Source organism: Achromobacter agilis, assembly GCF_900496965.1.
In the GTDB taxonomy this organism is placed as follows: domain Bacteria; phylum Pseudomonadota; class Gammaproteobacteria; order Burkholderiales; family Burkholderiaceae_B; genus Achromobacter; species Achromobacter agilis.
In genome coordinates this window covers 77,360-90,941 of sequence record NZ_UFQB01000007.1, presented here as the reverse complement: position 1 = coordinate 90,941, position 13,582 = coordinate 77,360, and the positions used below count along the sequence as shown (strand labels likewise).

Here is a 13,582-nt window from a genome sequence, read left to right as displayed (position 1 = left end):
TGGGGAGGTTCCTCAGTGTTGTTGGTTCAGCTTGCCGAAGGTCGAGCCTTCGCGCACCAGGCGCCGCAGCAATTCCGACGGCGCCCAGAATCCGGCGTCTTCCCGGGCGTAGGATTCAAGGTCGGCCAGAATGGCCGGCAGGCCAACGTCGTCGGCGTATTTCATGGGGCCGCCGCGCCAGCGCGGGAAGCCGTAGCCGTTGACCAGCGCGGTGTCGATATCCGCCGGCCGCAACGCGATGCCATCTTCGAGCACCTTGGCGGCCTCGTTGACCAGGGCAGCCATGTAGCGGCGCACGATTTCCTCGTCCTTGAACGGGCGGGCCTCGATGCCGCGTTCGGCGCGTTCCGCCTCGATCACTGCCAGCACCTCGGGGTCCTGGCGGCCGCGTTGGCCGCGTTCGGGGTAGAGGTAGTAGCCCCGGCCCGTCTTCTGGCCGAACCAGCCGCGCTCGCACAGCCGGTCGGCCACGCGCACGTAGCGGGCTTCGGGCGGGCGCGTGGCGGCCTTGCGCTTGCGCGTGGCCCAGCCGATGTCGCCGCCGGTCAAATCCGCTGTGCGGAAGGGGCCCATGGCATAGCCGAAGCTTTCAAGCGCCTGGTCGATCTGGTACGGAGAGGCGCCGTCCTCCATCATGAAATTGGCGGCTTCGCGGTAGACGTAGAGAATGCGGTTGCCGATGAATCCGTCGCACACGCCGGCGCGCACCGGCACCTTACGCAGCCGCCGCGCAAGCGCGAAGCTGGTCGCCACGACGTCGTCGGCGACCTGCTCCGGCACGACGATCTCCAGCAGTTTCATGACGTTGGCGGGCGAGAAGAAGTGCAGCCCGATGACGTCCTGCGGGCGCGAGATGCCTCGCGCGATCCGATTGATGTCCAGGTAGGAAGTATTGGTGGCCAGGATGGCGCCGGGCCGGCAGACCCGGTCCAGTTCGGCGAAAACTTGCGCTTTGACGTCCATGTCCTCGAACACCGCCTCGACCACCAGGTCGGCCGCGGACAGCGCAGCGTAGTCGGTCGCCGCGCTCAGCCGCGACAGGCGTTGCGCGCGCGCGGCCGCATCGAGCTTTCCGGAATCCACCTGCCGTTGGTAGACACTATTGATCCGGTCCAGGCCGGCCTGCAGCGAGGCCGCGTCGCGCTCGATCAGCACTACGTCCAGGCCGGCATTGAGCATGGCCACGGCGATGCCGGCGCCCATGGTGCCGCCGCCCACAACGCCGGCTTGCTGGACGGCGCGGGGCCGCGCCTGGCCGGCGGGCGATTTGCCCGCCTGCTTTTCGGCGAAGAAGGCATGCGCCAGGCCGCGGTGTTCGGGACTGGCCACGCATTGCAGAAAGGCCTGGCGCTCGAATTGCAGACCGGCTTCCAAGGGCTGTTCCAGCGCCGCCTGAATGCAGTCCAGCAACAGGCGCTGCGCAGGCAGGGAATGGGGTTTGGCGGCGAGGCGTTCGCGCTGCACCGCAATGGCCGCCAGCCCGGCCTGCCTGCCGGCCTCGCCGTCCGCCCTGGGGCGCGAGACAGCCGCGTCGTCGCCCAGCGCCCGGGCCTTGCGCACGGCCGCGTCCAGCAAGGTCGCTTCATCGCAGACCGCGTCCAGCAGCCCCAGCGCCAGCGCGGCATCGCCGCTGACATCGCGGCCCTCGAGGATCAGCGGCAGGGCCGCCGTGGCGCCGATGAGGCGGGGCAGCCGTTGGGTGCCGCCGCCGCCGGGCAGCAGCCCGAGCTTGACCTCGGGCAGGCCCAGTCTGGCGCCGGCAGTGCCGATACGGGCATGCGCCGCCAGCGCCAGTTCCAGGCCGCCGCCCAGGGCCACGCCCTGCAAGGCGGCGACCACGGGTTTGGCGCTGGCCTCGATGAGCAGGGCGACGTCGCCGGCCCAGGGCGGTTGCCGGGGCTGGCCGAACTCCCGGATGTCGGCGCCGGCGCTGAAGTTGCCGCCCGCGCCGTGCAGCACGATGGCCTGCACCGACGGGTCGAGGGCGGCGGTTTGCAGCGCGGCGTACAGCTGTTGCCGCAGCGCGTGGTCCAGCGTATTGAGCGGCGGGTGGTTCAAACCGAGCAGCAGGACGCCGTCCTGTTGCGTGGCGAGGATGCGGGGCTGTTCTGGCGTAGGCATGGCGGGACAGGGATCGGGGATAACGGTTTCAGGCGGGGGAGGACGCGGCAAGGCCTTCGGCCAGCAGCGCGAGATGGTCGTCCTGCGAGCCGAAGGCGGCGTCGCAGCACAGCAGCTTGCGGTAATAGTGGCCGATGGGATATTCGTAGGCCATGCCCATGCCGCCGTGCAGCTGGATGGCCTGCCCGCCGACGTGGCGCGCGCTTCTGCCTACCGTGAGCTTGGCCAGGCTGAGGTCGCGGCGCGCCTCGGCGTCGCCCGCGGCCGCCTGGTCGGCGCGCAGGGCGGCCAGCAGCGTCATGGAGCGGGCGCGCTCGGCGGCGATCAGCATGTTCACATAGCGGTGCTGCAGCACTTGCAGCGCCGCCAGGGGCTTGCCGAACTGACTGCGCTCATGCAGGTAGTCGCGGCAGATCTCCAGCGCGCGTTCCATGGCGCCCAGGGCGGCGGCGCAGGTGGCGGCCAGCCCACGGTAGACGGCTCGCAGCAATAGGGCTTCGGCCGCGGGGCCGCTCGCGAGGCAGGCGGTGGCGGGCGTGTCCTGGAAAGCAATATCGGCGCTACGTGTGCCGTCGGCCAGCGGGGCGCCGCTGCGGACCAGCCCTTCGGCGGCCCCGTCCACCAGCAGCAGCGTCAGGCCGTCGTCGCTGCGCGCCGAGACCACGAGCCAGTCGGCTTGCGCGCCGTTATCGACGAGCACCTTGCGGCCGGACAGGCGCCAGGTTTGGCCTTCGCGGCCGGCGCGGGTATCGGTCTGCAGCGGCGCGAAGCCGCGGTCGCTTTCGGTCCAGGCGAGCGCCAGGGAGGCCTGGCCCGAAAGCGCGGCCTGCAGCGCCTGTGCCGCCGCGGAGCCGGGCGCCGCGCCGGCCAGCAGCGGCGCCGCCAGGATGGCGCTGGGCAAGAGCGGTTCGGTGCAGAGCGCCGCGCCGGCGCCTTCCATCAGCAGCATCGTTTCTTCCGGCCCCAGGCCCAGGCCGCCGTCGTCCGGCGGCACCGTCAGGCCCAGCCAGCCCAGCTCGCCCATGGCGCGCCAGGCAGCGGAGGCGGCGCCCGCGGGCTGGGCCAGCCGCTCGAGATGGCGATCGAATCCGTAGGCGGTCGAAAAGTAATCGAACACGCTTGCGCGGATCATCTCTTGTTCGTCGGAGAGGTTCAGGTTCATGGCGTGTCCTTGCTTATTTCTGGAATCGGCTCTTCGCGATCACGGTCTTCTGGATCTCGGAACTGCCGCCGTAGATCGTGGCCACGCGGTTGAACAGGTGGTCGCCCAGCAGGCCGTGCGCCGTGGTGTCGCCGATCGGCGACTGCGTGTAGCGGCCGGTGTAGACCATGCCGTAGCGGCCGGCCAGGTCCAGCAGCAGCTCGGTCAGCGCCTGGCAGATTTCCGACCCCTCGATCTTCAGCATGGAGGAATCCGCGATATCGAAGCCGGCTCCCGGACGGTAGGCCGACAGAGCGCGCAGTTCGGTCAGCTCGAGCGCGCGCAGCCGCGCCTCGATGTCGCACAGCCGTTGGCGGTAAAGCGGGTTGTCGATCGGGCGGCTGCCATCGGCCAGCGGATGCGAGGCCAGCCGCTGCGCGCGCGCCAGCTGCATGCGCGAGCGGCCCACGCGGGCGATCATGGCGCGCTCGTGGCCGAGCAGGAATTTGGCATACGTCCAGCCTTCGCCTTCCTTGCCGACGAGCCCCGACTTGGGCACGCGGACGTCATTGAAGAACACTTCGCAGATGCTGGCGCCTTCGTCGATGGTGCGCACCGGACGGACTTCGACGCCGGGCGTCTTCATGTCGAGCAGCAGGAAGGAAATGCCTTGCTGCGGTTTGCCCGTGTCCGCCGTGCGCGCCAGGCAGAACATCATGTCGGCGAAGCGCCCATGGGTCGTCCAGGCTTTCTGGCCGTTGAGCAGATAGTGGTCGCCGCAATCGACGGCGCGGGTGCGCAGCGAGGCGAGGTCCGAGCCCGCGTTCGGTTCGGAGAAACCCTGGCACCACCAGGTGTCGGAGTTCAGGATGGCGGGCAGGTACAAGGCCTTCTGCGCTTCCGAACCGAAGGTGTAGATCACCGGACCCACCATGGATATGCCGAACGGTATGGTCTCGGGCGCGCATTGCAGGGCCAGTTCATGCAGGAATACGCGCTGCTTGCTCAGGCTCCAGCCCGTGCCGCCGTATTGCGCGGGCCAGGCCGGCGCGATCCAGCCCTTGCGGTGCAGGTGCTTCTGCCAGTCCACGTACTCCTGCTTTTCGAGCTTCTCGCCATACAGGACCTTGCGGCGGACAGTCTCGGGCAGGTGGGCCTGCGCGTAGCGGCGGACCTCCAGGCGGAATTCCTGCTCTTCGGGCGTGACTTCAATATCCATGGTGATGATCGCTCTATGGTTGCCTTCAGATCGGCGGGATGGAAGGGGACGCCTTGATGTGGATGGGCACATCCGGCAGGAACTCGGCGGCGACGTCATTGACCGTGCGCGGGATATCGCGCAGGCGCGCCGCGACGTCCTGCCGGTTTCCGGCGATGGCCAGCGCCAGGAGGCCGGAGCGCGCTCCTGCGCCGGGGTCGCTGACCAGCGCGAAGGAAAAAGAGGCGCGGTTCGCGTTTTGCAGGCGGTGCGAATAGACGAAGCCTGCCTGGCGGGCCTTGTCGACGATGGCGAGCACCTGCCGCAAGGACGAAACCGGCGACTTGTGCTCGGCCCGCGCCAGGCAGACGCTGGCGATGGCGCACACCTCATCGTCGGGCAGCTGCGCCAGCAGCGCGTATCCCATGCCCGTATCGATCAGCGGCCGCACCGCGCCGATCGGAACCTGCGTCTTGCGGTCCTTGGCGCCGTAGAGCACGTGGGCGTACTGGACGTAGCGGCCGCTGCGCTGACCGAGGATGATGCTCAGGCCCAGCCGTTCGCTCAGCGCGCGCATGGCCAGGCGCAGGTTGCTGCGGGGCAGGGCCAGGTCGTGCACCCAGCCGCCCAGCAGGTTGAGCCGCAGGCTGGGCATATAGGTGCCATCGTCGGGGTTGTGGCACAGATAGCCCATGCGCATCAGCGTCTGGACCAGCATCCAGGTGCTGGACTGCGGATAGCCGCTGGCGCGCACAATCTCCGCCAGCGTGACCGGGCACCCCAGCTGTTCGAGCAGTTCGATCAGTTCGAGCACGCGCTGGGCCGATTTGACCGAACGCGGGCCCAGGTCACGCGTGCTGTCCTTGACGGACGCGTCGGGAAGTTCGAGCCGGCGGGAGGATCGGGACATGGGGAATGGCCGCTCAGTCGGTGCGGATGTTGGCCTTGTTCGCCAGGTCGGCCCAACGCTGCAGGTCGGTCTGGAAGAAGGCGGCGAAGGTTTTGGGATCGCTGCCCACCGGATCCAGGTTCATGCCGACGAGCTTGGCCTGGACCTCCGGCGCCTTGACGGCCCCGGCGATTTGCGCCGCCATGTCCTGGACGATGGCGTCGGGGGTGCCCTTGGCGGCGAACAGCCCGAACCAGGCGCCCAGGTTGAAACCCTGATAGCCGAGTTCTCCCATGGTCGGGATCTGGGGCAGCGTCGCCATGCGTTTGTCGCCGGTCACGGCCAGGACGCGGACGCGGTCCGAGTTCAGGTGGGGCAGGGCCGAGCCGATGTCGGGAAACGCGAAGGAAACCACGCCGGCCAGCAGGTCCGACATCATGGGGGCGGCGCCCTTGTATGGCACGTGCTGGGCGTTGGTCTTCGTTTCCTGCAGGAACTGCGCGCCCAGGAAATGTCCCGTCGAACCGTTGCCGTAGGAACCATAGCTGTACTTCTGGGGCGAGGCGCGCAGCGCATCCACCAGGGCTTTGACCGAGTCCACGTCGACGCTGCTGCGGTTGACCACCAGCACGTTGGATGACCTGGCGACCAGCGAGACCGGGATGAAGTCGGTGTCGACGCGGTAGGGCAGCTTCACCGTGGACGTGGCGGGCAGCTGGGACATGGTGGTGAATCCGAGCATGAAGGTGTAGCCGTCGGCGGGCGCGCCGAGCACCGCATTGCCCGCGATGACGCCCGAGCCGCCCGCGCGGTTTTCGACCACGATGGGTTGCTTGAGGGCGCCGCCGATATGCTGGGCCAGCAGGCGGGCGACCGTGTCGGCCCCGCCGCCGGCGGCGCTGGGCACGATGAAGCGGATCGGCCGCGCGGGCCAGGCGTCCGCCGCCTGCGCGGGCAGGCTGCACGCCGCGACCAGCGCGGCGGCCGCCGCAAGAAAATGCCTTCTGGCTGCCTGTTTCACGTTTGTCTCCTGTTGTTGGGTATTTTCTGTTGGTGTGTGTCGACGTCAGCTTCCGCGCGCCAGGTCGACCATGGCTTTGCGCAGTATTTTTCCGTTGTCCGCGGCAGGCAGGCGGGCCAGCAGGACGATCTTCTGGGGCCGCTTGTAGGGCGCCAGCCGCTCGCGCGCGAACGCCTGCAGGGCGTCCACCTGGACGCTTCGCCCTTCCTCCGCCTCGATGAACGCGACGATCTGCTCATCGCCCTCTTTGGGGACGCCGACCACGCAGGATTGGCGCACCCCGGCGTACGCGTTCAGCGCCGCCTCGACTTCGCTGGGGTAGACGTTGAAGCCGGACCGGATGATGAGGTCCTTGATGCGGCCCATGACGAACAGGGCGCCGTCGGGGGCTGCGCGCAACAGGTCGCCGGTGCGCAGCCAGCCGTCGTCGCCAAGGGCCTGGGCCGTCTGCTCGGGCGCCTTGTAATAGCCCTTCATGACGTTGGGGCCGCGCACCTGCAGCTCGCCCACTTCGCCCGGCGCGACGGCCTGCGCATGTTCGTCGACGATGCGCGCCTGTATGCCCGGAATCAGGTAGCCCACGCTCAGGTCCGCGCGCCGTTGGCGGTAGGGCACCATGCTGATCGTCGGCGAGGCTTCGGTCAGCCCGTAGCCGTTGTTGATCGGTTCGCCGAATATGGCTTCGATGCGAGCCTTGAGGGATGGATCCAGCGGCGCGCCGCCGCAATGCAGCAGGCGGATCCGCGGCGCGGCGATGGCCGCTCCCTGTTCATGGGCCTGCAGCACGCGCACGTACATAGCGGGTACGCCGTGCAGCATCGTCACGCCCTGGGCCAGGGCGGCGATCGCGTGCGAAACGTCGAAACGGCTGGCCAGCTGCAGCGTGGCGCCGGCGCCCAGCGCGGCAAGCGCCACGCTGCTCAGGCCGTACACATGGGAGATGGGCAGGGCCGAATAGACGAGATCGGCCGGGCCGGTCCCGCGGGCATGCCGCGCGACCGCCGAGGAATGGCCCAGATTGGCGTGCGTAAGCATCACGCCTTTGGGCGTGCCGGTGGTGCCGCTGGTGTAGATCATGACGGCGACCTGGTCGCGCGCGTCCGCCTGCACGGGTTCGGCCCGCGCGGCGGGGTCAGCTTCCGTGCACGAAAGGCCCAGCCCGGCGGTGTCGAACTCGCTTGCGCCGTGGCGCAAGCCGTGGGCTCGGGCGTCGGCCGACAGGCCGCTGGTGGCCAGCAGGAGCCGGGGCTCGCAGTGCGCCTTGATGGCGTCGACCTCGACTGCGGTCATGCGGGCGTTGACGACGACCGCCCAGGCGTCGAGCCGGCTGCATGCCAGCACCGCGGCCAGTTGGGCGCCGCCGCTTTCCCCGATGATCAACAGGCGGTCGCCGGCGCGCAGCCCGCGGGCCGCCAGGCCATCCGCCAGCGCGAGGACGGCGGCATCGAGTTGCGCGTAGGTCCACCGGCCTTCATCGGAAATCAGAGCCACATGATCGGCCTGGCGGGACAGGTGCCGGCCGACCAGTTGGTGAATGCGGAAATCGGTATCGGGAAGATCGACGGACATAGGAGCGGCAAGAGGGCTGCAATTGAGTCGAATCATAGGAATGATGATGGGGCATTTCCATCACATATGTGAATTCTCCGCCCGGGGGCGCTCGGGAACGGCCGGCCGGCGGACGCCGGGCGCGCCGGTTTCCGGCAAAGGGAATAAAGTACCCGGCAAGGCCCGGCGTTCGATCGCCGCAGGCAGATTCCGCAAACAAGGAGACGGTATGGATACGGTAGGCAACACGGGCGGCAGCGTGCGCGAACGCGTCGGTGCAACGGAATGGCAGGTCCGCAAGGACCTGGCGGCGTTGTACCGGCTGGTGGCGCTGTTCGGCTGGGACGATCTGATCTTCACGCACATCACGGCCAAGGTACCCGGGACGGAACACTTCCTGATCAACCCCTACGGGATGATGTTCGATGAGATCACGGCGTCCAGCCTGGTCAAGATCGACCTGGACGGCCGCAAGGTCATGGAATCCGAGTACGACATCAATCCCGCGGGCTTCACGATCCACAGCTGTATCCACGCCGCCCGCAAGGATGCGATGTGCGTGCTGCACACGCACTCAATCAATGGCGTGGCGGTATCGGCGCAGAAGGAGGGGCTGCTGCCCTTGTCGCAGTTCGCGTTCATCGTGCTGCGCTCTCTCGGCTACCACGATTACGAAGGCCTGGCGCTCAACCCCGAGGAGCAGCCGCGCCTGGTGCGCGACCTGGGCAGCAACAGCTACCTCATCCTGCGTAATCATGGCCTGCTGACGGTGGGGCAGAGCATGGCCGAGGCGTTCCAGGCCATGCACCGCCTGGAGGCCGCCTGCATGGTGCAGGTGCGGGCCCAGGCCGGCGGGGAGCTGACCTACATCCCGCCCGACATCCTGAAGAACGCGACGGTCGAGTCGCAGGCCGACCGCGCGCACAAGGCCATGCTGGCTTGGCCGGGGCTGCTGCGCCGGCTGGACCGCCGCAACCCCGGCTACGCGGAGTAGGCGGTCGCGGGCCCCGCGCGGGGCCCGCGACGTCGAATCAGTACTTGCCCATGTAATCGCGCTTGCCGATTTCCAGGCCGTTGTGGCGCAGGATGTCGTAGGCGGTGGTCACGTGGAAGAAGAACTGCGGCAGGCCATAGTGCAGCAGGTAGGCGCTGCCGCTCAGCTTCTTTTCCTTGGGCGTGCCGGGACGCAGCACGATTTCCAGGGCTTCGCTCTGTTCGAACTGTTCGGGGCCGAACGAGGCCAGGTGTTCCAGCGTCTTGGCGATCAGGGCCTGCAGGCCGGCGAAGCTGGCCTCGCTGTCCGGCCACGACGGGACTTCCGCGCCGGCCAGGCGCGAGGCGATGCCCTTGGCGAAGTCCGACGCGATCTGCACCTGGCGCGACAGGGGGAACATGTCGGGGAACAGGCGGGCGCCCAGATACGCCTGCGGGTCGATGTTCTTTTCCGCGGCGTGGGTTTCCGCCTTCTTCAGCACGTCGGACAAGGCCGACAGCATTTGCGTCAGGACGGGAACGGAGGCGCTGTGCATGAAACTGCTCATTTCGTGTCTCGCTTGAAAAGGGCGCCGGCGCGGGAAGCGCCGGCAGGCCCCCGAAGACTACCAGTTGCCGGCTCCGGCACCCCTAATGCCCCTCCGGTGTTGCGTCATCATGACATCATGATGTTATGATGGCTCATGCAAAAAAACGTCGAACATGCTCCGCTCTACGTCAAGGTGGAAACGGCGCTGGCCGCGGAAATCGCCGCCGGCATCCTGCCGTCCGGCAGCCGCCTGCCCACGGAAGGCCAGCTGATCGAGCGCTTCGCCGTCAGCCGCACCACGGTGCGCAAGGCGGTGGAAAACCTGGTTGCGCGCGGCCTGGTGGAAATCCGGCGCGGCAAGGGCACCTTCGTCACGGAACCCAAGCTGACCCAGGCGTTGACGTCGCTGAGCGGATTCGTCGAAGACATGACCGCGCTCGGCCGCCAGGCCACGGCGCGCCTGCTGGACAAGCGGCCGGTGCCCGCCACGGAAGACGTGGCGCGCCAGCTGGAAGTGGCGCGGGGCGCGATGGTCTACCGCATCGAGCGCGTGCGCCTGGCGGACGGCACGGCCATGTCGTTCGATGAAACCTACCTGCCGCTGGACATCGGCGAGAAGGTCGCCAGCAACGACCTGGAGGCCGAGCCCATCTTCGACCTGCTGGAACTGCGCTACGAGCTGCCGCTGATCGAAGCCCAGTACCAGCTCGAAGCCGTGACGGCGGACGAGCATGTGGCGCAGGCCCTGGGCGTGGAGGCCGGCAGCCCGATCTTCCTGATCGAGCGCACGTCTTACACGGAAGGGCAGCGGCCCGTCGACTATGAAAAGCTCTACTACCGCGGCGACCTGATCCGGTTTTCCACCCGCTTGTCGCGGCTTGCGCGCAAAGCGTGATGGACGCGTCCGGGATCTTCTGGCTTTTCGCCGCGGCGTTCGGCGCCAGCGCGCTGGGCGGCGTGCTGGGCATGGCCAGCGGCATTTTCATCGTACCCATCCTGACGTTGTTGTTCGGTGTCGACATCCACGTCGCCATCGGCGCCAGCATCATTTCGGTGATCGCCTGCTCTTGCGGCAGCGCGGCGCCCTTCCTCAAAGGCCGCCTGACCAACGTCCGGCTCGCCATCGTGCTCGAAACGGCCACCACGCTCGGCGCGCTGACCGGCGTGTTCCTCATCGGCATCGTTTCCACGGAATTCCTCTATGGCCTGTTCGCCGCCATCCTGGCCCTGTCCGCGCAGCAGATGCTGGCGCGCCGCCGCGAGGCGCCCGATACCGGCGCGCCCGACGCCGCCAGCTGGGCCACGGCGCTGCGCCTGCATTCGAGCTTTCCCGACCGGGCCCAGGGCAGGGAAGTGCACTACCAGGTCGGCCGCGTGCCGCTGGGCCTTTCGCTGATGTATGGCGCGGGCCTGATCTCGGCGCTGCTGGGCATCGGTTCGGGCGTGCTCAAGATTCCCGCGATGGACGCGGCCTTGCGGTTGCCGATCAAAGTGTCCTCGGCCACGTCGAACTTCATGATCGGCGTGACCGCCGCGGCCAGCGCCGGCGCTTACTTCGTGCGGGGCGACATCGATATCGGCATCGCCGGGCCGGTCGCGCTGGGCTCGGTCGCGGGGGCGCTGCTCGGCGCCCGCCTGCTGATGGGGCTGCCCGCGGACAAGCTGCGCCTCTTCTTTGTCATCGTCCTGGCGCTGCTGGCCGTGCAGATGCTCCTGAGCGCCCTGGGCGTGTCCATTCCCGGAGGGCCGGCATGAACCCGCAACCGGAAAAACAGGCCAGGCGCGACCGCGGCATCGCGGCGCTGCTCTGGTACGGCACCTGGGCCGCCTCGGCCTGCATCGCCATCGGGATGGCGCTGGACTTCCTGCCGCCGGCCGGCGGCCAGGCCGGCTACCGCTTCGTGCAGGCGGGCGTGGCGCTCTTCATCCTGCTGCCGGTCGCGCGGGTGGCGCTGATGCTGGCCCTCTTCCTGCGCGAACGCGACTACGCCTACACCGCGATTTCCGCGCTCGTCCTGCTCATCATCGCGGCCGGCGTCCTGTCCGGCCCGCAATGAGCCGGCGCCGCCGGATTTTTTATAATCCGGGTGCGCCGCGATGGCGTGCCGCCTCTTATCCCAGGATTCGTTCATGCTTTCCATTACCAGCCAGGATGTCTACGTACCCACCAGCCAGGGCCGCCTGTTCGCGCGGCGCTGGGATCCCGCAGGCGCGGATGCGGCCGGCGCGTCCATCGTGCTGCTGCACGACTCGCTGGGTTGCGTGGAACTGTGGCGCGACTTTCCGGAACTCCTGGCGCGGGAAACCGGGCGCAGCGTGATCGCCTATGACCGGCTGGGCTTCGGCCGCTCCGACCCGAACCCCGCTACCTTCGAAACCGGCTTCGTCGAAGCCGAGGCGCGCGACGGATTCCGCCAGCTGCGGGAAGCGCTGGGCATCGGTCCGTTCGTCGCCTTCGGCCACAGCGTGGGCGGCGGCATGGCGATCTGCTGCGCGGGCGTGTACGAATCGGATTGCCAGGCCCTGATCACCGAATCGGCGCAGGCGTTCGCCGAAGACCGCACACTGGAAGGCATCAGCGCCGCCAAGCGGAACTTCGACGAACCCGGCCAGCTGGACCGGCTGAAGAAGTACCACGGCGAGAAAGCCGCCTGGGTGCTGGGCGCCTGGGTCGACACGTGGCTGTCGCCCAGCTTCGCCGACTGGAATCTCGACGAGCCGCTGCGCCAGGTGCGCTGCCCGGTGCTGGCCCTGCACGGCGAAGTGGACGAATACGGGTCGCCGCTGCACCCCGAGCGCATCGCGCGCCTGACGGGCGGCCGCCCCGTGCTGCTGGAGAATTGCGGCCATGTCCCGCACCGCGAGCAGAGCCGCATCGTCCTGGACCTGGTGGGCCAGTGGCTGAAGGCGGTGCACTGACACGCGGGCTTGCCGACCCCGCCGGCATTCACACTGCCGTGATCCGCGCTTAGAATCGGCCTAGCTTGTCTCTCCGCGCCCCGCGCCCGTTTCCAAGGTTTCAGATCCGATGTCCGATACTCCGCCTCTCTCCCAGGCCGTGCACAACACGACCACCCGCCATGCGATCTTCATGGTCGCGACCCTGAACGCCGTCGCAGGCGCTGCCGAGACGGTGCGCGGGTGGTGCGAGGACGTCGCGAACCTGGTGCGCTCGGTAGGCACGCGTGCCCCCGAACAGAACCTCTCCTGTGTCTGTGCGTTCGGCTCCAGCGCCTGGGACGCGCTCTTTGGTGCGCCGCGCCCCGCGGCGCTGCATCCCTTCCGCGAGTTCGGATCGGGCGAGCGCGTGGCCGTGGCTACGCCGGGCGACATCCTGCTGCATATCCGCGCCGATTCGATGGATCTCTGTTTCGAGCTCGCGACGCTGCTGCGCAATGGATTGGGCGACGCCGTAACGGTCGTGGATGAAATCCACGGTTTCCGCTACTTCGACCGGCGCGCCATCATCGGCTTCGTCGACGGGACCGAGAATCCGGAAGGGCGCGAGGCGGCCGACTTCACCGTGATCGGCGACGAGGATGCCGAGTTCGCGGGCGGCAGCTACGTGCTGGTGCAGAAGTACCTGCACGACATGACAGGCTGGAATGCGCTGACCGTGGAAAACCAGGAAGGCATCATCGGCCGCCACAAGCTGTCCAACGTGGAGCTTGGCGATGACGTCAAGCCGTCGTGGTCCCACAGCTCCCTGACCACCCTCGAGGAAAACGGCGAAGAAGTAAAGATCGTGCGCGACAACATGCCCTTCGGCCGGCCGGGCTCGGGGGAGTTCGGCACCTACTTCATCGGCTACGCGCGTTCGCCCGCGCCCATCGAGCAGATGCTCGAAAACATGTTCGTCGGCCGGCCCGCCGGCAACTACGACCGCCTGCTGGACTACAGCCGCGCGGTCACGGGCTGCCTGTTCTTCGTGCCCTCGGCCGACCTCCTGGAGTCGCTCGCCTCGCGGGAGCCGGCCGCGAGCGAAGCCGCCGTCGCGCCGTCGGCGGCGGGGGCCGCGGCATAGGGGCATAGCGCGTCGCCGATGCCGGCGCTATCGGAATTCGCTGACAACCATATCGGCCAACGCTGACATTACGCCGGCCGGACGTCCGTTGCACACTGGCGCATACCGAGTCAGGAGC

The 13,582-nt window shown here is 68.3% G+C and carries 13 protein-coding genes; 6 read left to right on the top strand and 7 right to left on the bottom strand.

Features of this window, described 5'->3' with window-relative positions:
* Window positions 1-12 precede the first annotated feature (12 nt).
* From AGI3411_RS10790 to AGI3411_RS10765, 6 genes are read right to left on the bottom strand one after another with little or no spacing between them, the layout of a single operon-like run.
* Window positions 13-2,121 (bottom strand): 3-hydroxyacyl-CoA dehydrogenase NAD-binding domain-containing protein, encoded by a 2,109-nt coding sequence (locus AGI3411_RS10790; RefSeq protein ID WP_129527367.1) that lies wholly within the window; start codon window positions 2,119-2,121, stop codon window positions 13-15.
* 28 nt (window positions 2,122-2,149) lie between these two features.
* The gene (locus AGI3411_RS10785; protein ID WP_129527366.1) at window positions 2,150-3,283 is read right to left on the bottom strand and encodes an acyl-CoA dehydrogenase family protein; all 1,134 of its coding nucleotides are present in this window, start codon (window positions 3,281-3,283) and stop codon (window positions 2,150-2,152) included.
* A gap of 13 nt (window positions 3,284-3,296) precedes the next feature.
* Window positions 3,297-4,481, bottom strand: coding sequence for an acyl-CoA dehydrogenase family protein (locus AGI3411_RS10780; RefSeq protein WP_129527365.1), 1,185 nt, complete (start codon window positions 4,479-4,481; stop codon window positions 3,297-3,299).
* Window positions 4,482-4,506: 25 nt separating this feature from the next.
* On the bottom strand, window positions 4,507-5,370 hold the full coding sequence (locus AGI3411_RS10775) for an IclR family transcriptional regulator (RefSeq protein WP_129527364.1): 864 nt from the start codon (window positions 5,368-5,370) through the stop codon (window positions 4,507-4,509).
* Between the two features lie 13 nt (window positions 5,371-5,383).
* Complete coding sequence (locus AGI3411_RS10770) at window positions 5,384-6,370, bottom strand: Bug family tripartite tricarboxylate transporter substrate binding protein (RefSeq protein ID WP_129527363.1); 987 nt, start codon at window positions 6,368-6,370, stop codon at window positions 5,384-5,386.
* A 45-nt stretch (window positions 6,371-6,415) separates the two neighbouring features.
* On the bottom strand, window positions 6,416-7,939 hold the full coding sequence (locus tag AGI3411_RS10765) for a class I adenylate-forming enzyme family protein (RefSeq protein ID WP_244240315.1): 1,524 nt from the start codon (window positions 7,937-7,939) through the stop codon (window positions 6,416-6,418).
* A 208-nt stretch (window positions 7,940-8,147) separates the two neighbouring features.
* Between AGI3411_RS10765 and AGI3411_RS10760 the strand changes: the two genes are divergently transcribed.
* A complete protein-coding gene (locus tag AGI3411_RS10760; protein WP_129527361.1) occupies window positions 8,148-8,912 on the top strand; it encodes a class II aldolase/adducin family protein in 765 nt (254 codons plus the stop codon).
* Window positions 8,913-8,949: 37 nt separating this feature from the next.
* On the opposite strand, the gene AGI3411_RS10755 is transcribed toward AGI3411_RS10760, so the two are convergent.
* On the bottom strand, window positions 8,950-9,459 hold the full coding sequence (locus AGI3411_RS10755; protein ID WP_129527360.1) for a DUF1993 domain-containing protein: 510 nt from the start codon (window positions 9,457-9,459) through the stop codon (window positions 8,950-8,952).
* Between the two features lie 135 nt (window positions 9,460-9,594).
* On the opposite strand from AGI3411_RS10755, the gene AGI3411_RS10750 reads away from it, so the two are divergent.
* From AGI3411_RS10750 to AGI3411_RS10730, 5 genes are all read left to right on the top strand, one after another.
* Window positions 9,595-10,335, top strand: coding sequence for a GntR family transcriptional regulator (locus tag AGI3411_RS10750; RefSeq protein WP_129527359.1), 741 nt, complete (start codon window positions 9,595-9,597; stop codon window positions 10,333-10,335).
* Window positions 10,335-11,195, top strand: coding sequence for a sulfite exporter TauE/SafE family protein (locus AGI3411_RS10745; protein WP_129527358.1), 861 nt, complete (start codon window positions 10,335-10,337; stop codon window positions 11,193-11,195). The genes AGI3411_RS10750 and AGI3411_RS10745 overlap by 1 nt, the downstream gene beginning before the upstream one ends.
* On the top strand, window positions 11,192-11,497 hold the full coding sequence (locus tag AGI3411_RS10740; RefSeq protein ID WP_129527357.1) for a DUF1634 domain-containing protein: 306 nt from the start codon (window positions 11,192-11,194) through the stop codon (window positions 11,495-11,497). The genes AGI3411_RS10745 and AGI3411_RS10740 overlap by 4 nt, the downstream gene beginning before the upstream one ends.
* A 73-nt stretch (window positions 11,498-11,570) precedes the next feature.
* A complete protein-coding gene (locus tag AGI3411_RS10735; protein ID WP_129527356.1) occupies window positions 11,571-12,359 on the top strand; it encodes an alpha/beta fold hydrolase in 789 nt (262 codons plus the stop codon).
* Window positions 12,360-12,468: 109 nt separating this feature from the next.
* The gene (locus AGI3411_RS10730; protein ID WP_129527355.1) at window positions 12,469-13,464 is read left to right on the top strand and encodes a Dyp-type peroxidase; all 996 of its coding nucleotides are present in this window, start codon (window positions 12,469-12,471) and stop codon (window positions 13,462-13,464) included.
* Window positions 13,465-13,582 lie beyond the last annotated feature (118 nt).